Annotated in this window: 18 protein-coding genes; 15 read left to right on the top strand and 3 right to left on the bottom strand. The window is 61.0% G+C overall.

Going from position 1 to position 17,893, the window contains the following annotated elements; translation table 11 throughout:
• The first annotated feature begins 65 nt into the window (after positions 1-65).
• Together msrP and QN413_RS00360 are read left to right on the top strand one after the other, a co-directional pair.
• Positions 66-1,064 carry a protein-methionine-sulfoxide reductase catalytic subunit MsrP gene (gene msrP / locus QN413_RS00365; protein WP_323494704.1) on the top strand — a complete coding sequence of 333 codons (999 nt, stop codon included), beginning with the start codon at positions 66-68 and terminating at the stop codon, positions 1,062-1,064.
• A gap of 2 nt (positions 1,065-1,066) precedes the next feature.
• Complete coding sequence (locus tag QN413_RS00360; protein WP_323494703.1) at positions 1,067-1,756, top strand: protein-methionine-sulfoxide reductase heme-binding subunit MsrQ; 690 nt, start codon at positions 1,067-1,069, stop codon at positions 1,754-1,756.
• On the opposite strand, the gene lysA is transcribed toward QN413_RS00360, so the two are convergent.
• Together lysA and lptM are read right to left on the bottom strand one after the other, a co-directional pair.
• A complete protein-coding gene (lysA, locus tag QN413_RS00355) occupies positions 1,723-2,943 on the bottom strand; it encodes a diaminopimelate decarboxylase (RefSeq protein ID WP_323494702.1) in 1,221 nt (406 codons plus the stop codon). The two genes, QN413_RS00360 and lysA, sit on opposite strands and share 34 nt — an antisense overlap.
• A gap of 80 nt (positions 2,944-3,023) precedes the next feature.
• Positions 3,024-3,296, bottom strand: a complete 273-nt coding sequence (gene lptM / locus QN413_RS00350; RefSeq protein ID WP_323494701.1) for an LPS translocon maturation chaperone LptM — start codon at positions 3,294-3,296, stop codon at positions 3,024-3,026.
• A gap of 99 nt (positions 3,297-3,395) precedes the next feature.
• On the opposite strand from lptM, the gene cyaY reads away from it, so the two are divergent.
• A complete protein-coding gene (cyaY, locus tag QN413_RS00345) occupies positions 3,396-3,728 on the top strand; it encodes an iron donor protein CyaY (RefSeq protein ID WP_323494700.1) in 333 nt (110 codons plus the stop codon).
• 22 nt (positions 3,729-3,750) lie between these two features.
• On the opposite strand, the gene QN413_RS00340 is transcribed toward cyaY, so the two are convergent.
• Positions 3,751-6,156: a penicillin-binding protein 1A gene (locus tag QN413_RS00340; RefSeq protein WP_323494699.1), complete on the bottom strand. Its 2,406-nt coding sequence runs from the start codon at positions 6,154-6,156 to the stop codon at positions 3,751-3,753.
• A 231-nt stretch (positions 6,157-6,387) separates the two neighbouring features.
• Between QN413_RS00340 and QN413_RS00335 the strand changes: the two genes are divergently transcribed.
• From QN413_RS00335 to QN413_RS00280, 12 genes are read left to right on the top strand one after another with little or no spacing between them, the layout of a single operon-like run.
• On the top strand, positions 6,388-7,467 hold the full coding sequence (locus QN413_RS00335) for a pilus assembly protein PilM (protein WP_187054894.1): 1,080 nt from the start codon (positions 6,388-6,390) through the stop codon (positions 7,465-7,467).
• Entirely contained in the window at positions 7,464-8,081 is a 618-nt protein-coding gene (locus QN413_RS00330) for a PilN domain-containing protein (RefSeq protein ID WP_323494698.1), read from the top strand. Before QN413_RS00335 ends, QN413_RS00330 begins: the two co-directional genes overlap by 4 nt.
• 6 nt (positions 8,082-8,087) lie before the next feature.
• On the top strand, positions 8,088-8,768 hold the full coding sequence (locus QN413_RS00325; RefSeq protein WP_323494697.1) for a type 4a pilus biogenesis protein PilO: 681 nt from the start codon (positions 8,088-8,090) through the stop codon (positions 8,766-8,768).
• Entirely contained in the window at positions 8,765-9,304 is a 540-nt protein-coding gene (locus tag QN413_RS00320) for a pilus assembly protein PilP (RefSeq protein WP_323494696.1), read from the top strand. Before QN413_RS00325 ends, QN413_RS00320 begins: the two co-directional genes overlap by 4 nt.
• Positions 9,301-11,445, top strand: coding sequence for a type IV pilus secretin PilQ (gene pilQ / locus QN413_RS00315; RefSeq protein WP_323494695.1), 2,145 nt, complete (start codon positions 9,301-9,303; stop codon positions 11,443-11,445). Before QN413_RS00320 ends, pilQ begins: the two co-directional genes overlap by 4 nt.
• Before the next feature lie 25 nt (positions 11,446-11,470).
• Entirely contained in the window at positions 11,471-12,022 is a 552-nt protein-coding gene (locus tag QN413_RS00310) for a shikimate kinase (RefSeq protein WP_323494694.1), read from the top strand.
• A 30-nt stretch (positions 12,023-12,052) separates the two neighbouring features.
• Positions 12,053-13,153, top strand: a complete 1,101-nt coding sequence (gene aroB / locus QN413_RS00305) for a 3-dehydroquinate synthase (RefSeq protein ID WP_323494693.1) — start codon at positions 12,053-12,055, stop codon at positions 13,151-13,153.
• The gene (locus QN413_RS00300; protein ID WP_323494692.1) at positions 13,138-14,277 is read left to right on the top strand and encodes a deoxyguanosinetriphosphate triphosphohydrolase; all 1,140 of its coding nucleotides are present in this window, start codon (positions 13,138-13,140) and stop codon (positions 14,275-14,277) included. Before aroB ends, QN413_RS00300 begins: the two co-directional genes overlap by 16 nt.
• On the top strand, positions 14,265-15,524 hold the full coding sequence (locus QN413_RS00295; protein ID WP_323494691.1) for an MFS transporter: 1,260 nt from the start codon (positions 14,265-14,267) through the stop codon (positions 15,522-15,524). Before QN413_RS00300 ends, QN413_RS00295 begins: the two co-directional genes overlap by 13 nt.
• 28 nt (positions 15,525-15,552) lie before the next feature.
• Positions 15,553-16,131 carry a DUF1415 domain-containing protein gene (locus QN413_RS00290; protein ID WP_323494690.1) on the top strand — a complete coding sequence of 193 codons (579 nt, stop codon included), beginning with the start codon at positions 15,553-15,555 and terminating at the stop codon, positions 16,129-16,131.
• Positions 16,128-17,024, top strand: a complete 897-nt coding sequence (locus tag QN413_RS00285; protein WP_416352110.1) for a class I SAM-dependent methyltransferase — start codon at positions 16,128-16,130, stop codon at positions 17,022-17,024. The genes QN413_RS00290 and QN413_RS00285 overlap by 4 nt, the downstream gene beginning before the upstream one ends.
• 9 nt (positions 17,025-17,033) lie before the next feature.
• Complete coding sequence (locus QN413_RS00280) at positions 17,034-17,729, top strand: transposase (RefSeq protein WP_323494689.1); 696 nt, start codon at positions 17,034-17,036, stop codon at positions 17,727-17,729.
• Positions 17,730-17,893: the final 164 nt, after the last annotated feature.

The following is a 17,893-nucleotide window of genomic DNA, read 5'->3' as shown; positions in this document are numbered from 1 at the left end:
GCGCGTAACCAAAGCAGGGTCGCGCACGAACTAACTTTGCAACAACGATTCCGCGAAAGGTTTCCATGTCGATCGGTTCACGTCAAGATGGCTTCATTCACTCGTCTTCCAGCGAGATCACCCCACGCAGCATCTACGAGGGCCGGCGCGACCTCTTGAAGCTGATGGCTGGCGGCGCCGCTGGTGCGGCACTGGCCGGTTGGGCTTCGCGCGAAGCGATGGCGGAAACATCCGGTCCCGGCAAGCTTGCCAAATTGCCCGGAGGAAAATCTGCCGTGGCGGGGGCGATGTCGACCGAAAAGGTGAGCGACTACAAAGACGCCACCACGTACAACAATTACTACGAGTTCGGTACCGACAAGGCCGATCCTGCAAAGAACGCCGTCACGCTCAAGACCCATCCGTGGACGGTGGAGGTCGAAGGCCTGGTCAAAAAGCCGGGCAAGTACGGCATCGAAGACCTCATCAAGATGAGCGCGCAGGAAGAGCGGATATATCGCCTGCGTTGCGTCGAGGGCTGGTCGATGGTCATCCCCTGGGTCGGCTATTCGCTGGCTGAACTCATCAAGAGGGTCGAGCCGCAGAGCAACGCGAAGTACGTCGAGTTCGTGACGCTCGACGATCCGAAGACCATGCCCTTCGTCGGCTCGCGCATTCTCGATTGGCCGTATGCCGAAGGCCTGCGCATGGACGAAGCGATGCACCCGCTGACGTTGCTCGCCTTTGGCATGTACGGCGAAGTCCTACCGAACCAGAACGGCGCGCCGGTGCGCATCGTGGTGCCATGGAAGTACGGCTTCAAGTCGGCCAAGTCGATCGTCAAGATCCGCTTCGTCGAAAAGGAGCCGAGCACTGCCTGGAACAAGTCGGCGGCGAATGAATATGGCTTCTACTCGAACGTGAATCCGAACGTCGACCATCCACGCTGGAGCCAGGCGACCGAACGCCGCATCGGTGACGGCGGCGGCCTGTTCGCCAAGCGCCGCAAGACAGAAATGTTCAATGGCTACGAAGCCCAGGTCGGCCAGCTCTACGCCGGCATGGACTTGAAGAAGTTTTTCTAGCCATGGCAACGTCCGGGCCTGTGCTGGTGTTCAACAAGCTGTTGCTGCACAAGGCGGCGAAGCCGATCATCTTCTTGATCTGCCTGCTGCCATTCATTCGGCTGGGCTACGGTGCTTTCACCGACGGACTTGGCGCCAATCCGGCGGAATTCCTGATCCGTGCGGCGGGCGACTGGACGCTGCGCTTTGTCTGCATCGTGCTGGCGGTCACACCACTGCGTGTGATGACCAAGCTAAGCGGCTTGGCACGATTCCGCCGCATGCTCGGGCTCTTTGCCTACTTCTACGTCGTGTTCCACCTGCTGAGTTACAGCTGGTTCGACATGGGTTTCGACATCGCAGACATCGCGAAAGACATTGCCAAGCGGCCGTTCATTCTGGTGGGCTTTGCGGCCTTCGTGCTGCTCACGCCACTCGCGGCAACATCGTTCAATCGGGCTATCAAGGCGATGGGCGCCAAGCGCTGGCAGATGCTGCACAAGCTGGTTTATGTAATCGCCGGGCTCGGGCTGCTGCACTTCTTCTGGATGCGTGCGGGCAAGAACAACTTCAACGAAGTATTCGTCTACGTCGCGATCGTTGCAGCACTCCTCGGCTGGCGCGTCTGGTACTTTTTCAACAAGAAAAAGAAGATGCAATCGTCACCGGTGGTGCGTCCTCAGCCTTCGCGGGGAAGCTCGCTGCGGAGCTGATCTTCGAGCGTTTCGCGACGGCGGATCAACGTGGCGCGGGCGCCGCTGACCATCACTTCGGCGGCGCGGCCTCGCGTGTTGTAGTTGCTCGACATACTCATGCAATACGCGCCTGAAGAGAGCACTGCGAGCAGATCGCCGGCTTCCACATTGAGCGAGCGGTCCCGGCCGATCCAGTCGCCGCTTTCGCAGATCGGACCGACCACGTCGTAAATCGTCCTCTCATCCGATCCACCAGATCGCATCTGCAGCGGCACGATATTCTGAAACGCCTGGTACATCGCAGGACGCGGCAGGTCGTTCATCGCCGCATCGATGATGCAGAAGTTCTTGTCTTCACCCGGCTTGACGTAGAGCACTTCTGTCACGCACACCCCGGCGTTGCCCACCAGTGAACGACCGGGTTCGATGATCAGCTTGCGATTGCCGAAACCGCGCGCATCGAGCCGGGCCAGCAACTGCTTCCACAGCGCATCGGCAGCCGGTGGCACTTCGCCGTTGTAGTCGATGCCCAAGCCACCACCAAAGTCCAGATGACGGATTGGTACGCCCGCGGCCTCGATGGCTTCGACCAGATCAAGGATGCGTTCGCACGCATCCAGGTAAGGAGACATCTCGGTGATCTGCGACCCGATGTGGCAATCGATTCCTACGACGTCCAGTCCTGGCAGCTTCGCCGCATGGCGGTATGCGTGCAGTGCACGGTCGTGCGCGATGCCGAACTTGTTCCCCTTGAGACCCGTAGAGATATACGGATGCGTCTTAGGGTCGACGTTCGGGTTGATGCGAATGCTGATGCGGGCTCGTTGGTTGCTGGTCGATGCCACCTCGTTCAACACGTCGAGTTCGGCTTCGCTTTCAACGTTGAAGCAACCGATGCCGGCGTCGAGCGCCTGCTTCATCTCTGCGCGCGTCTTGCCGACACCCGAAAAAATGATGCGGGCCGGATCGGCACCGACCGCCAGTGCACGCGAGAGCTCGCCGCCCGACACGATGTCGAAGCCACAACCGGCTTCGGCAAAGACGCGCAGCACGCCGAGCGACGAATTGGCCTTCATCGCATAACAGATCAGCGCGTCTCTGCCGTCGAAGCCGCGTTGATAAGCGCCGAGCGCATCGAGCATCCACTGCTTCGAATAGACGAAAAGAGGCGTGCCGTGTTCGCGCGCCAGCGCAGCGAGCGACATGGCCTCAATTTGCAGTATGTCGTCTCGTCGCGCGATGTGGGGATGGCCTGGAAGCGTCGTGGTTTCCTGGAGCTCTGACGTCACTTGGTGGTCTCGCTTGTTTCAGGCGATCCGGGCGTGGTCGTCGTGGCTCGTGTTCCGGTTGCGCCCGGAGTTGCCTCAGTGCCGCGCGGTTCTGGCGTTGCCGGCGTTGCAATCGGGGCATCCGTCGAGCCAGGCAAGCGTGGCGTCAAAAGGTCGGGCAGGGTTGCGCGATTCTTGGCTGCCGCATCCTTGGAAAGATAGAGCGGTCCGCGCTGACCGCAGCCGCTCAGTACGACCAGTGACGCCGCGCACAATACAGCAGCGAACATCGACGCGCGAGCCGTATGGCGGCTTCTGCACACCCTGTGCAGGTCGCGGCCGTGGTCGCTCACTAGAATTTGGAGAACATTCAACATGGCGAAATTGTAATGACCGACCTCGAATATCTGGACCGCGCTGAATCCGCGCTCGCCGCCATCGAGCAAGCTTGCGATCGTATCAACGACGCGACCGATGCGGACATCGACAACCAGCGTGTCGGGGGAATGATCACGATCACTTTTCCCAACGCAAGCCAGTTGATCGTGAACCTGCAAGCGCCGTTGAAAGAGATCTGGCTCGCGGCGCGGTCGGGCGGCTATCACTATCGTCACGATGGCGCGGCTTGGGTCGACACCAAGACCGGCAGAGAGTTGTTCTCGCAATTTTCAGAAGAAGCCAGCACGCAAGCGGGGCTGCCGCTCGAGTTCACCGCCGACTAACTGCCGATCGAACGAACCCAGCCTAGTTCCGGAACAGATCCAGGATTCGATTGCGCTCTTCGGGTGGCGGCGTCGGCGCAACGGGCGCGCCGGTGAGCGCCTCGGCTGGCACCACCGGCGCCGTGTCCAGACCCAGGCTCGCCACACCACGGCCTGGCGCGTAGTCGTCGAAGTACCACTCGCCACCGACGTTGACCACGCCCGATGGCGGGGGAAGCTCGGCCACCGGGACGCCCTTGAGGGCAGTCTCCATATACGAGATCCAGATCGGCAGACTCAGCCCGCCGCCCGTCTCGCGGTCGCCGAGCTTGCGAGGCGTGTCGTAACCCATCCAGGCGATGGCTGCCATGGTCGGTTGGAAGCCGGCAAACCAGGCATCGAGCGAATCGTTGGTGGTACCGGTCTTGCCATAAATGTCGGTGCGCTTGAGCGTCGCCTGTGCCTTGGCCGCGGTCCCGCCGCTGGCCACTGACTGCAGCAGGCTGTCGATCATCCAGGCATTGCGCTGAGGAATTGCGCGGATGGTTTCGTTCAACAGCGGCGGCTGCTTTTCGACGAGCACCTTGTCCTTGTGATCGGTGACTCGGGTCACGAGATACGGGTTGACACGATAGCCGCCATTGGCGAACACCGAATACGCCGTCGCCATCTGCATCGGTGTGACCGAACCGGCGCCGAGCGCCATCGGCAAATAAGCCGGATGCTTTTCGCGGTCGAAGCCGAAGTTGGTGATCCAGTCTTGCGCATAGTGAGTGCCAATCGACTGCAGGATGCGGATCGAGACCAGATTCTTCGACTTCATCAGCGCCCGGCGCATCGACATCGGCCCTTCGAAGCCGCCGTCGTAGTTCTTGGGCTCCCACGGCTGACCGCCTGTGGTGCCGGCATCGAAGAAGAGCGGGGCGTCGTTGATGACGGTCGCCGGCGAGAAGCCTTTTTCGAGCGCCGCCGAGTAGATGAAGGGCTTGAAGCTGGAGCCCGGCTGTCGCCATGCCTGGGTGACGTGGTTGAACTTGTTCTTGTTGAAGTCGAAGCCCCCGACCATCGCCTTGATCGCGCCATCGCGCGGATCGAGCGCGACGAACGCGCCTTCGACCTCTGGCAGCTGGGTGATTTCCCAAGTGTTCTTGGGGGTCTTGGCAACACGGATCACTGCACCACGGCGAATCTTGATGTTGGGGGGTGCCTTGTCGGACAGTCCGGATTGCGGCAGCTTCAGGCCTTCGCCGGTGATCTGAACCGCCTCGCCATCGGCGCGCACCGCATTGACTTCTTTCGGCGAAGCTTTGAGCACGACCACCGAAAGCAAGTCGCCGTTGTCCGGATGGTCGCTGAGCGCGTCGTCGATAGCTTCGTCGAATTCCTTCGGGTCGCCCGGCAAGTCGACGAATTTCTCGGGGCCGCGGTAGATCTGGCGGCGCTCGAAATCCATGATGCCTTTGCGCAGCGCTTTGTAAGCGGCTGCCTGGTCAGCGGCCACGAGCGAGGTGTAGACCTTGAGGCCGCGTGTGTAGGTGCTGTCTCCGTATTGCGCGTACATCAGCTGACGCACGGTCTCGGCCACATATTCGGCGTGCAGCCGGGTCGTGTCCTGCCCGTCGCGAAGCTGAAGGTCTTCTTTCTTTGCCACTGCCGCCTGGTCGGCTGTGATGAATCCTGCTTCCTGCATGCGGTCGATCACGTACAGCTGTCGGCCGCGCGCGCGAGACGGATTGTTGACGGGGTTGTTGGCGCCCGGCGCCTTGGGTAACCCTGCCAGCATGGCGGCCTGCGCGATAGAAATATCTTGCAGCGGCTTGCCGAAGTAAGCCTCCGAGGCGGCCGCGAAGCCGTAGGCGCGGTTGCCCAGATAGATCTGGTTCAGATAGATCTCGAAGATCTGGTCCTTGCTCAGCATGTGCTCGAGCTTGAAGGTCAGCAAGATCTCATAGATCTTGCGGGTGAGCGTCTTTTCCGAGCTCAAGTACACGTTGCGCGCCACCTGCATCGTGATCGTGGAGGCGCCCTGGCTTTTCACGCGGTTGACGTTGGCCAGTCCGGCGCGAACCACGCCCTTGTAGTCGACGCCGCCATGTTCATAGAAGCGGGCATCTTCGGCCGCGAGGACTGCGTCTTTCATCACCTTCGGGATGGTGGCGATCGGGGTAAGGTTCCGGCGTTCTTCGCCGAATTCGCCGATCAGCGTGCCTTCCGAAGAGAAGACTCTCAGCGGCAACTTGGGTCGATAGTCAGAGAGCTCGGAAATGTCTGGAAGGTTGGGATATGCCACCGCCAACGCGACGGCGATCACACACAGAATCAACACCACTGCGGCAACAGCAAGCCCCAATGTCCAGAAAATGATCCGCAAAAGCCAGGTCAGCCATACCGACCTTTTAGGAGTTGGAGCAGGCTTGCGGGGCCCGTCGGGGCGTGTTGAGTCGGGCATTGAGCGGGATGGAGTCACCGCGCATTATAAAAAGTGAAATGCGCCGTATTGAAAGCGCCGCGGCGCATAAAGTCGGCCGCGAAAATTCGTGACCTTTGTTGCAGGTCTCGTGACCTTTTGACAACGGATGCGCGCTCTACACCTTCTTCAGCTTTGTTGCCGGTGATTGTTGCTGATAGCATGCAACCACTCGCAAATATTTCCAATCGTTACAACCGACAGGACCGTAACTTGACCGACTTGGGATCGCTTTTTCGCCGGCAGCCTGCGCCACTGCTTGGCTTGGACGTCAGTTCGTCCAGCGTCAAGCTGGTAGAACTCGGTCGCGATGCCACCGGGAAACTGGTGCTGGAACGTTGCGCCATCGAACCGCTGGAACGCGGATGGATCACCGACGGCAACGTCGAGAAGTTCGACGAAGTTGCTGAAGCCGTGCGCCGCGTGGTCCGTAAAAGCGGCACCCGCACTAAAAACGTCGCACTGGCTTTGCCGCCTTCTGCCGTGATCACCAAGAAGATCGTACTTCCGGGCGGTATGAGCGAGCAGGAACTCGAACTGCAGGTCGAGTCCGAAGCCAACCAATACATTCCCTTTTCCCTAGACGAAGTTAGTCTTGACTTCTGCGTGATGGGGCAGAGCGCCAACTCCACGGGAGACGTCGAGGTGCTCATCGCGGCATCCCGCAAGGAGAAAGTACAGGATCGTCAGGGTCTGGCAGAAGCTGCCGGCCTGAAAGCAATGATCCTGGATGTCGAGTCTTATGCTTCTCGCCTTGCAACTGCAAGGTTGATCGAGCAGTTGCCCGGTCAAGGCCGCGACGCCGTCGTCGCGCTGTTCGAAGTCGGCGCGTTCACTACCAGCATGCAGGTGCTTCGGAATCAGGAAGTGCTGTATGACCGGGATCAGGCTTTCGGCGGCGCTCAACTCACTCAATTGATCGTGCGGCAATACGGTTTTTCGGCAGAAGAGGCTGAAACCAAAAAGCGCAGCGGCGATCTGCCTGACGACTACGGTTCCGGCGTGCTCCGGCCTTTCGTGGCCAGCATTGCGCAGGAAATTGCGCGGGCGCTTCAATTCTTTTTCACCAGTACGCCGCACAACCGTGTCGACTACGTACTTTTGGCCGGCGGTTCGGCTGCTTTGCCCGGCTTGACCAGTGCCGTCACCCGTCAAACTTCGTTTGCATGTTCGTTGGTCAATCCCTTCGACGGCATGGAAATCGGCGCAAATATCAGGGAGAAGAAGGTGCGTCGTGAAGCGCCCTCCTACCTGACTTCTTGCGGTTTGGCGATGCGGAGGTTCTTGCAGTGATTTTGATCAACCTGCTTCCGCACCGCGAAGCGGCTCGCAAACGCCGGAAAGAGACCTTCTACGCCTCGCTGGGCGCGGCTGCTTTGCTCGGCGTGCTGCTTGCCGGCGGCGCCTACGTTTGGTACCAAACGCAAATTTCGGGTCAGCAGTCCAAGAACACGTATCTTCATTCCGAGATCACCAAGCTCGAAAGCGAGATCAAGGAAATCTCGACGCTCCAATCTGAAATCGCAGCACTGCGCGCGCGGCAGACCGCCGTAGAAGATTTGCAGGGCGATCGCAATCTGCCGGTGCATCTGCTCAACGAATTGGTCCGCCAGTTACCGGATGGGGTTTACCTCACCAGCATGAAGCAGGACAACCAGACGGTGACGTTGCAAGGCATGGCGCAGTCGAACGAACGCGTCTCTGAACTGCTGCGCAACCTGGGCAACAACAGCCCCTGGCTTGTCAAGCCGGAACTGGTCGAAATCACGTCCGCCAGCGTGAACCTCACACCGCGCGACCAGCGTCGGGTGGCTAACTTCACCATGCGCATCGGCGTCAAGCGACCGACCGATGTGGAAAAGGGCGCACCTGGCGCACCAGTGGCATCGGCCGCTGCAAAGGGGTAGGAAGCCATGGCAACACGACGCCCCACACGCAATATCGATTTCGCCGCTTCCATGCGGCGGTTCGGTGATCAGTTTCGCGGACTGAACCCTAACGATCCTTCGATGTGGCCATTAGCGCCACGCTTCGCGCTGTTCATTGCGGTGGTCATCGCCGTGCTTGCGGCGCTCTGGTTCGTCTGGCTGACAAACTCAAATGACGAGTTGGAGGCAGAGCGCGCGAAGGAAGTGGCTCTGCGCGTCGACTTTCAAAAGAAGGTCGCACTGGCAGCAAACCTCGACCTTCTTAAAAAGCAGCGCGAGCAGGTCCAGCAATACGTGACGTTGCTTGAGAAGCAGCTGCCCAGCAAAGCTGAAATGGACGCTTTGTTGTCGGACATCAACCAAGCCGGATTAGGTCGAAGTCTTCAGTTCGAGCTGTTCCGCCCTGGGCAAATCGTAGTGAAGGACTATTACGCTGAACTGCCTATCGCGCTGAAGGTGACCGGGCGCTATCACGATATGGGCGCCTTTGCCGCCGACGTCGCCAACCTGTCTCGCATCGTGACGCTGAACAATCTGGCGATAACGCCGCAGAAAGATGGCGGGCTCACCATGGACGCCACTGCGCGTACGTTCCGCTACCTGGATCCTGACGAGCAGGCTTCCCAACGCGCTGCCGCCGCAGCTGCAGCAAAGGTCAAGAAATGAGCGCGCGTGCCTTGCTATGCATAGGTGCCGCGGCGTTTGCGCTTACGGCATGCGGCAACTCCGACCGGGACGATCTCCAGCGCTGGATGGCGGAGCAGCGCGCGCAGGTCAAGCCGACCGTGCCGCCGATTTCCGAGCCCAAGAAATTCACCCCGCAGGCCTACACAGAGGCGGCTTCGTTCGAGCCCTTCAACATACAGAAGCTGACGCAGGCTTTGCGTCGCGATTCGAGCCAGCCGAGCAGCTCGGGCTTGATCGCACCGGAGCTCTCCCGTCGGAAAGAATCGCTTGAAGCGTTTCCGCTGGATTCGATGGCGATGGTCGGTAGCCTGACCCGCAATGGGCAGCCGGTTGCGCTCGTGAGCGTTGACAAGCTGCTTTACCAGGTGCGTGTGGGCAATCACCTTGGCCTTAACTACGGCCGCATTACCAATATCAGTGAAACCGAACTCGGCCTGCGTGAAATCGTGCAGGACGCCGCCGGTGAGTGGATCGAACGCGTGGCGAAGTTGCAGTTGCAAGAGAAGGCAAAATGAACCGACAAAAAACAGTGCTTGCTCGGTGGCTGCGCGCCACCAGCGTGACCCTCGTGGCGCTTGGAGTGGCTGCCATCGCGCAAGCGCAAAACGCCATTGAATCGATCACAAGTTCGGTCCAGTCGGGCACGGAAGTCATCCGCATCGATTTGACCCAGCCGTTGTCGGCGGTGCCAACCGGCTTCGTCATCCAGGCGCCTGCGCGCATTGCGCTTGATTTCCCGGGCATCACCAATGCCATCGGTCGTTCCACTGTCGATGTCAACCAGGGTAACTTGCGTTCTGTGAACGTTGTCCAGGCAGGCGATCGGACGCGTCTGGTTATGAACCTCAAGCAGGCGACCGCATACAAGACCGAGATCCAGGGCAAGTCCCTGATCGTGTCGCTCGAGCCGGTGGCAGGTACCGCATTGGTTGCTTCGACCCAGTCGTCCTTCGCTGAGAACCGCAACCGCGACATGGTGCCGCTGCGTGATGTCGATTTCCGGCTCGGCGCCGACAACACAGGGCGTGTGATCGTCGATCTGGCGAACAACCAGGTCGGCGTCGACATCAAGCAGCAAGGCAAGAACCTGGTGGTCGAATTCACCAAGTCGACGTTGCCTGAAGGCCTTCGCCGTCGCCTCGACGTGTCCGACTTCGGTACGCCGGTACAACTCATCACCACCCAACAAGCCGGCGATCGTGTTCGCATGGTCATCGAGCCGCGCGGCGAGTGGGAGCACAGCGCCTACCAGAGCGAGAACCAATTTGTCGTCGAAGTGCGTCCCCGCAAGGTCGACCCGACGAAGCTGACGCAAGGTGTGGGCTACAACGGCGAAAAACTGTCGCTGAACTTCCAGAACATCGAAATTCGCTCGCTACTCCAGGTTATCGCGGACTTCACGAACTTCAATATCGTGACGTCGGATTCGGTGACCGGCGCCCTGACGCTGCGTCTGAAAGACGTGCCTTGGGACCAAGCCCTCGAAATCATCATGCAGGCCAAGAACCTGGGCATGCGCAAGAACGGCACCGTGCTCTGGATCGCGCCGAAAGACGAAATCAACGCCAAGGAGAAGGTGGAGTTCGAAGCCAAGGCGGCGATCGAAAATCTCGAACCGTTGCGCACGCAATCGTTCCAGCTGAACTACACCAAAGCGGTGGACTTGCAAGGACAGATCACCGGTTCGGGGTCGGCAAGCGGCGGTTCTGGTTCTAGCAGCGCGCGCCTGTTGACAGCGCGCGGCAGCGTGATTGCCGAGCCGCGTACCAATCAGCTGTTCGTGACCGATATTCCGGCGCGGTTGGCTCAGGTCGCTGAAATGATCACCAAGCTGGACATTCCGGTTCGCCAAGTTCTGATCGAAGCACGGATCGTCGAAGCATCCGACACCTTCGGCAAATCGCTTGGAGTGCGGCTCGGTGGTGGCATCGGTGGCGGCGTTGTCGGATCAAACAACGGCAATCGCGTTTTCGGCAACCTCGGCGTGGGGCCGACCGTGACGCCTGCGACCGCGACCACTGCTGGCAGCGCGCTCACTACGTTCACCAATTCGAACTTCATCAATTTGCCCGCGACCAGCCCCAGCGGTACTGGCAATGCACCCGGCACCTTCGCCATCTCCCTCTTCAACTCCAGCTTCTCCCGGATGCTGAACCTGGAAATCTCCGCGCTCGAAGCCGACGGCAAGGGCAAAGTGGTGTCCGCTCCCCGCGTCGTGACCGCCGATCAGACCAAGGCGCTGATCGAGCAAGGCACAGAACTGCCATACCAAGTGGCGACGTCCAGCGGTGCGACCTCGATCGCTTTCCGAAAGGCGAACTTGAAGCTCGAAGTGACGCCGCAGATCACGCCGGAAGGCAACATCATCCTGACGCTCGACGTCAACAAGGACACGGTCGGACAGGCGACGACCGCCGGTTTCGCGATCAACACCAAGCACGTGCAGACGTCGGTGCTGGTTGAGAACGGCGGCACTGTGGTGATCGGTGGTATCTTCGAACTCACCGAATCCAACGATGAATCGCGCGTACCGGTGCTCGGTGAAGTGCCCTACCTTGGCGCACTGTTCCGTACGCGCAATCGCGTTGCAAACAAGACCGAAATGCTCGTCTTTATCACCCCGAAGATGATTACCGACCGCAACGCCGCGCGCTGATCGCGCGCAGCGTCAGCCGACCCGCGTGGCGGTCGCATTCGTCGGTCTGCCCGGCGCCGGAAAATCCGCAGTAGGACGGCGCCTGGGTCAGCGCTTGCAGCTCCCTTTCGTCGACACAGACCAGGTTATCGAGCACCGCATCGGCTGCTCGATTCGCGAATTTTTCGATCGTGAAGGCGAAGTCGCTTTTCGGGACATCGAACAACAGGCGATTGCCGATCTGGCTTCGAACGCACACGGCGTGCTGGCCACGGGCGGTGGTGCTGTGCTCCGCGAAGCCAATCGAACGCAGCTGCGCGATCATTTTCACGTCATCTATTTGCGTTCTTCGCCCGAGGATTTGTTTCGCAGACTGAGACACGACGTCAAACGGCCTTTGCTGCAGGTTGCCGATCCGCTGGGACGGCTCCGTGAATTGCATGACGCGCGCGACCCCCTGTATCGAGACACCGCGCACGATGTCGTGGACACGGGCAGACCATCGGTTGCAATGCTGGTCAACATCATCGTGATGCAGCTGGAACTTGCCGGCATCGTCATTCCGGAGCCCCAGCCTCAGATCGCGCCGCCGCTTTGACGCGTTGCAGTCACCTCTACACTCAGGGCCATGCCACAGACAGCACTTCGTGACCGTGTCGAGATCGATCTCGGCGACCGCAGCTACGCCATCCTGATTGCTGCCGAACTGCTCGACGAACCCGATGCGTTCGACGCAGCGCCCGTCGCTTCGATGGCGTTGATCGTCACCAATACGACGGTTGCGCCGCTGTATGCCGCCGCCTTGAAAACGACGCTCTCGAAGCGCTACCGCAGGGTCGAGACGCTCGTATTGCCTGATGGCGAAGTGCACAAGGATTGGGCGACGCTCAATCTCATCTTCGACGCGTTGCTCGGGCACGGCGCCGATCGCAAGACCGTGCTGTTCGCGCTCGGCGGTGGTGTCGTCGGCGACATGACCGGCTTTGCCGCAGCGAGCTACATGCGCGGCGTGCCGTTTGTCCAGGTGCCGACGACGTTGCTGGCGCAGGTCGATTCGTCGGTGGGTGGCAAGACTGCCATCAATCATCCGCTCGGCAAGAACATGATCGGCGCGTTCTACCAGCCGCATCTGGTGCTCTGCGACCTTGCCACACTGCAAACGCTACCACCGCGCGAACTGAGCGCCGGGTTGGCGGAGGTGATCAAGTACGGTCCGATCTACGACATGGTGTTCTTCGACTGGATCGAGGCCAACGTCGATGCGCTGGTTGCGCTGGAGCCGGCCGCGCTGGCTCATGCGGTCAAGCGCAGTTGCGAGATCAAGGCCGAAGTGGTGGCGCAGGACGAGCGTGAAACAGGCCTTCGGGCAATCCTCAATTTCGGTCACACATTCGGTCATGCGATCGAGTCCGGTCTGGGATACGGCGAGTGGCTTCATGGCGAAGCGGTTGGTTGCGGCATGGTGATGGCGGCCCATCTTTCTCACAAATTGGGAGGCGTCGACGCAGCGTTCGTCGCGCGACTCACCCGCTTGATTCAGCGAGCCGGCTTGCCGATCACAGGGCCGGCCCTGGGGGCAGAGCGGTACCTCGAACTGATGCGCGTCGACAAGAAATCGGAAGCCGGCGAGATCCGGTTCGTGGTCATCGACACGCCCGGCTCAGCCAAAGTGGCCGCTGCGCCTGAAGCCATGGTGCGCGAGGTGCTTGTTCAATGTTGCGAGGCCTGATCGCGCCTTACGCCTGCGACCCGGCGCAGTCGCGTGGCCGGCTGCATGACGAGCCACCCGCGCCCACGCGCGATGACTTTCAGCGTGACCGCGACCGCATCGTGCACTCCACCGCGTTCAGGCGGCTGGTCTACAAAACACAGGTGTTCCTGAACCACGAGGGCGATCTCTTTCGCACCCGCCTCACGCACTCGCTCGAAGTCGCGCAATTGGGACGCTCCATCGCGCGTGCACTCCAGTTGAACGAAGACCTTGTCGAAGCGATCGCGCTGGCGCACGACCTTGGCCACACGCCCTTCGGCCATGCTGGTCAGGACGCGCTCAACGACTGTATGCGGACGCATGGCGGCTTCGAGCACAACCTGCAAAGCCTGCGCATGGTCGACACGCTCGAACATCGCTATCCGCAGTACGACGGGCTCAACCTCAGCTTCGAGACACGCGAGGGCATCCTCAAGCACTGCTCGCGCGCCAACGCCGAACGCATCGAAGCCGAAGAGCCCAATGGTGTGGCCCGGCGCTTTCTTGACGGCACACAACCCGCGCTTGAAGCGCAACTCTGCAATCTGGCCGACGAGATCGCCTACAACGCGCACGACATCGACGACGGAGTCCGCTCGGGACTGATCACCGTCGAAAGCCTGGCCGAGGTCGAACTGTTCGAGCGGTATCGGCGAGAAGCGCTGCAAGAACATCCGCAACTGCACGGACGGCGCGTGCTGTACGAGACCATTCGACGGATGCTCAGCGCGCAGGTCTACGACGTCATCGACGCAACCAAAGCTGCGCTCGCTGCTGCGACACCGGCCGATGCGGACGCCGTGCGTCGCGCTTCACCGCTGGTGCGGTTCAGTGAGTCGATGCGTGCGCAATCGATTCAACTCAAGCGGTTTTTGTTCGCTAACCTGTATCGTCATGCGCAGGTGACTGCGACCTCGGAGCGCGCCCAGGCGGTGGTACGCGGACTGTTCGCGGCCTACCTCGATCGCGCGGACGACATGCCCGAATCGTTCGCCGCCCGTACCGATCGCCATCGTGCCGTGGCGGACTACATCGCCGGCATGACCGATCGCTTCGCGATGCGCGAGCACGAGCGCCTGACCGGACAGCGATGGATGGCGTAGCGCCCGCCAACGTTCCGACGGCGCGCATACCTGCAGCAGCGTTCGCGGTGATCGCGGCCGGTGTGGGCGCAGCGCTTCATCTCGGCAAGCTTCCGCCGGCAGTGCCCGCGCTTCAGGCCACGTTCGGCATAGGTCTTGTGGAAGCAGGCTTTATGTTGTCTTTGGTGCAAGCTGCCGGCATGACTTTGGGGCTGCTGGTCGGGTTAGCCGCCGACACGATCGGACTGCGACGCAGCATGCTGATCGGGTTGCTCGTCGTCACTCTTGCCAGCATCGGCGGCGGCTGCGTGACGCCGGGGCCGTACGCGCTGCCGTTGCTTATGGTGCTGCGCGCATTGGAAGGCATCGGCTTTCTGCTGACGGTGATGCCCGCGCCTGGGCTCATTCGGGCCGTCGTCCCTGCCGGCCTAGAGAAGTTGGCGATGGGTTTTTGGGGCGCCTACATGCCGTTGGGGGTCGCTCTCGCGTTGCTGCTAGGTCCGATGCTTATCGCGTCGATGGGATGGCAAGGCTGGTGGTGGGCTTTGTCCGCCGTTTCAGCATGTGCTTGTGTCTGGGTTTGGCGGTCGGTGCCGGCCGATCGCGCGATCGCTGCGGTCGGCGCGCAAGGCGGCCCACGTTGGACGTCGCGGCTCGGCGAAACCTTGCGCGCCGCAGGCCCGCGCCGCGTTTCGCTCGCCTTCGCCGTGTACTCGTCTCAGTGGATCGCGGTCATCGGTTTCCTGCCGGCGATCTATGCAGAAGTCGGCGTGCCGGCGGGTTGGAACGCAGTGCTGACTGCTCTGGCGGCAGCGATGAACATCATCGGCAATCTGGTCGGCGGACGTCTGCTGCAGCGGGGCGTCGAGCCCGCGTTCGTGTTGCGATTTGGCTTCGGAACCATGGCGGTCGCCGGCATCGTGGCGTTTGCCCAATGGGGCCACGGCGTCGACGCAGTGGTGTTGCCGCCGGCAGTTCGGTATGCGGCGGTGTGCCTCTTTTCGCTCAGCGGTGGGGTGGTGCCGGCGACGCTTTTCATGCTTGCCGTGCGAGTGGCGCCCAGCCCCACGACGATTTCCACGACCGTCGGCATGATGCAGCAGGCGTCGGCGCTCGGCCAGTTTCTTGCACCGCCCGTCGTAGCCTGGTTGGCGCATCGCGTCGGGGGATGGCAATGGACATGGGTCGTCACGTTGGCGTGCTCGGTGGTGGGCATCGTGCTGGCGGCCAGGCTAGGCAGCCCACGCACCTCGATGGGTGCGGCGTGAGCGTCCCATGGGCACCCATCAACGTGACATGAGCATCGCTGCCACAATCCCAGGGATGCAGGCAGAGGCCGATACGCGACACTGGCTCGAGCGTGCTGTCATCGGGCTCAACTTGTGTCCCTTTGCGAAGGCGGTGCACGTCAAGGGGCAGATCCGGTACGCTGTTTATTCGGCAGGAAATGACGATGCCGGCTTGATGGAAGCGCTGATGCACGAGGCGGCGGAGCTGGCGAAATGCGCGCCCTCCGAGCGGGACACCACACTTTTGATCGCACCCAACACCTTGGTGGATTTTTTGGACTTCAACGATTTCACGCAGCGTGCCGAGCGCAGCCTGGCGCGGGCCGGTTTCGACGGCGAGCTTCAGCTCGCGAGCTTTCATCCGCGCTTCGAGTTCGCGGGGGCCGCACCGGACGACATCGCCAACGCCACCAATCGCGCGCCGTATCCGACGCTGCATCTGCTACGTGAAGAGAGCGTGAGTCGCGCCGTCGATGCCTTTCCCGAGGCGGACGCCATCTTCGAGCGAAACATTGAAACGCTGACAACGCTTGGGGCTGAAGGATGGGCTGCGCTCGATGTCGGCCCGGGAGGCTCATTCCGGTGAGCACCTTCGTCAAAGCCGCTGGTGCGCACAAGACAGCGAAGGTCGGGAAAGCAGCGAAGGCCGAAGCGGATGTGCTCCAAGAGCTGCGCCCTGGGCAATCGATCGAGTTGCTGAAAGAGCTCCACATCCTGACCCGCGAAGGCCGGCTGAACCAGGATTCGCGGCGCAAGCTCAAGCAGGTGTATCACCTGTTCCAGTTTATCGAGAAGCTGCTGCGCGAACTGCCCGATGGCGGCGCGCATGCGACGCTGGCGGACCATGGCGCTGGCAAGTCCTACCTGGGTTTTATCGTCTACGACCTTTTCTTCAAGGCGCTTGGCGACGGTCACGTGTATGGCATAGAGACGCGTGCGGAGCTCGTCGAGAAGTCGCGCATGCTGGCTGCGCAACTCGGGTTTGGACGCATGTCCTTTTTGAACCTGACCGTGGCCGAGTCGACTGAATCTCTGGCGTTGCCCGACCGCATCGACATGGTGACCGCGCTGCATGCGTGCGATACCGCGACCGACGATGCCATCGCCTTCGGACTGGCCAAACAAGCGGCGTTCATGGTGCTGGTGCCATGCTGTCAGGCGGAAGTGGCCGCATGCCTTCGCGAAACGAAAGCGCTGTCGCTCTCGCGCACGCCGCTCGCAGAACTGTGGCGCCATCCGCTTCACACGCGCGAGATCGGCAGTCAGCTCACCAACGTGCTGCGCTGCCTGCTGCTGGAAGCGCATGGCTACCAGGTGACCGTGACCGAGCTGGTGGGCTGGGAGCACAGCATGAAGAACGAACTCATCATCGCGCGCCGCACCGGTCAATTCAAAGCCAGTGCGGCCGAGCGGTTGAAGGGATTGCTGGGCGAGTTCGGCCTGTCGGCGTTGCTCGAAACTCGTTTTCGCCTGCCCTGAACGCGCGCTATGGCACGGCTGCCTCGACTCACGCTGGCGGACCTTCCGCACCACGTGATCCAGCGTGGCAACAACCGGCAGCCCATCTTTACAGACCGCATCGATCGCGAGCGACTGCTCGCACTCGTGGCGGACGCCGCCCCGCGATTGGGCGTGGCGTTGCATGCGTACGTGCTGATGGACAACCACTTTCATTTGCTGCTCACGCCTTCGACCGTCAGCGGTCTGCCACAGCTGATGCAGGCTGTGGGCAGAGGCTATGTGCGTTGGTTCAACGACCGGCATGGCCGCAGCGGCACCTTGTGGGAAGGCCGATATCGGTCGACCGTCATTCAGCCCGAGCTTTGGATGATGAGATGCATGGCCTACATGGACCTCAATCCATTGCGTTCAGGCGCGGCGATCGACGTGGCCGAATTTGCTTGGTCGAGCTACGGGCATTACGCTGGCCAACGCCATGACAAAGCGCTCACGCCGCCTCCGCAATACTGGTTGCTCGGCAACACGCCTTTTGCGCGCGAGGCGGGCTATGCGGAGCTGGTGCGGAGGGGAATTTCGGCCTCCGAAGCCATGTCATTGACCGACGCTGCCCTGCAAGGATGGGCATTGGGCGATGTGACGTTCGCCGAATCGTTACAGAAGACAACAGAGCGCCGGGTCATAAAGGCAAAGGCAGGCCGACCAGTGCGCGAACCGGCACCGTAGAAGCGCCCGCGATGCATGGCCAGTATTGACCGGGATGCTATTGTTTTTGATATGTCCCTTATTTAACTCGACAACTCTGGTTTTTGAATAAATTGGAATCTGACCCCAAATAAAGTATTTGGCATTGTTTGTGCATCGCAATATCCTCGACATCCCTGCGAAAA

It is taken from the genome of Variovorax sp. LG9.2, from assembly GCF_035018885.1.
Lineage (GTDB): Bacteria > Pseudomonadota > Gammaproteobacteria > Burkholderiales > Burkholderiaceae_C > Variovorax.
Note: the sequence above shows the minus strand (reverse complement) of the source record. Positions and strands in the feature narration are given on the sequence as shown.

Excerpts from the sequence above, each read along its gene's own strand:
- msrP (WP_323494704.1), top strand. The coding sequence starts at position 66 with ATGTCGATCGGTTCACGTCAAGATGGCTTCATTCACTCGTCTTCCAGC.
- QN413_RS00360 (WP_323494703.1), top strand. The coding sequence starts at position 1,067 with ATGGCAACGTCCGGGCCTGTGCTGGTGTTCAACAAGCTGTTGCTGCAC.
- lysA (WP_323494702.1), bottom strand. The coding sequence starts at position 2,943 with ATGTCGCTCGCTGCGCTGGCGCGCGAACACGGCACGCCTCTTTTCGTC.
- lptM (WP_323494701.1), bottom strand. The coding sequence starts at position 3,296 with ATGTTCGCTGCTGTATTGTGCGCGGCGTCACTGGTCGTACTGAGCGGC.
- cyaY (WP_323494700.1), top strand. The coding sequence starts at position 3,396 with ATGACCGACCTCGAATATCTGGACCGCGCTGAATCCGCGCTCGCCGCC.
- QN413_RS00340 (WP_323494699.1), bottom strand. The coding sequence starts at position 6,156 with ATGCCCGACTCAACACGCCCCGACGGGCCCCGCAAGCCTGCTCCAACT.
- QN413_RS00325 (WP_323494697.1), top strand. The coding sequence starts at position 8,088 with ATGGCAACACGACGCCCCACACGCAATATCGATTTCGCCGCTTCCATG.
- QN413_RS00320 (WP_323494696.1), top strand. The coding sequence starts at position 8,765 with ATGAGCGCGCGTGCCTTGCTATGCATAGGTGCCGCGGCGTTTGCGCTT.
- pilQ (WP_323494695.1), top strand. The coding sequence starts at position 9,301 with ATGAACCGACAAAAAACAGTGCTTGCTCGGTGGCTGCGCGCCACCAGC.
- aroB (WP_323494693.1), top strand. The coding sequence starts at position 12,053 with ATGCCACAGACAGCACTTCGTGACCGTGTCGAGATCGATCTCGGCGAC.
- QN413_RS00300 (WP_323494692.1), top strand. The coding sequence starts at position 13,138 with ATGTTGCGAGGCCTGATCGCGCCTTACGCCTGCGACCCGGCGCAGTCG.
- QN413_RS00295 (WP_323494691.1), top strand. The coding sequence starts at position 14,265 with ATGGATGGCGTAGCGCCCGCCAACGTTCCGACGGCGCGCATACCTGCA.
- QN413_RS00290 (WP_323494690.1), top strand. The coding sequence starts at position 15,553 with ATGAGCATCGCTGCCACAATCCCAGGGATGCAGGCAGAGGCCGATACG.
- QN413_RS00280 (WP_323494689.1), top strand. The coding sequence starts at position 17,034 with ATGGCACGGCTGCCTCGACTCACGCTGGCGGACCTTCCGCACCACGTG.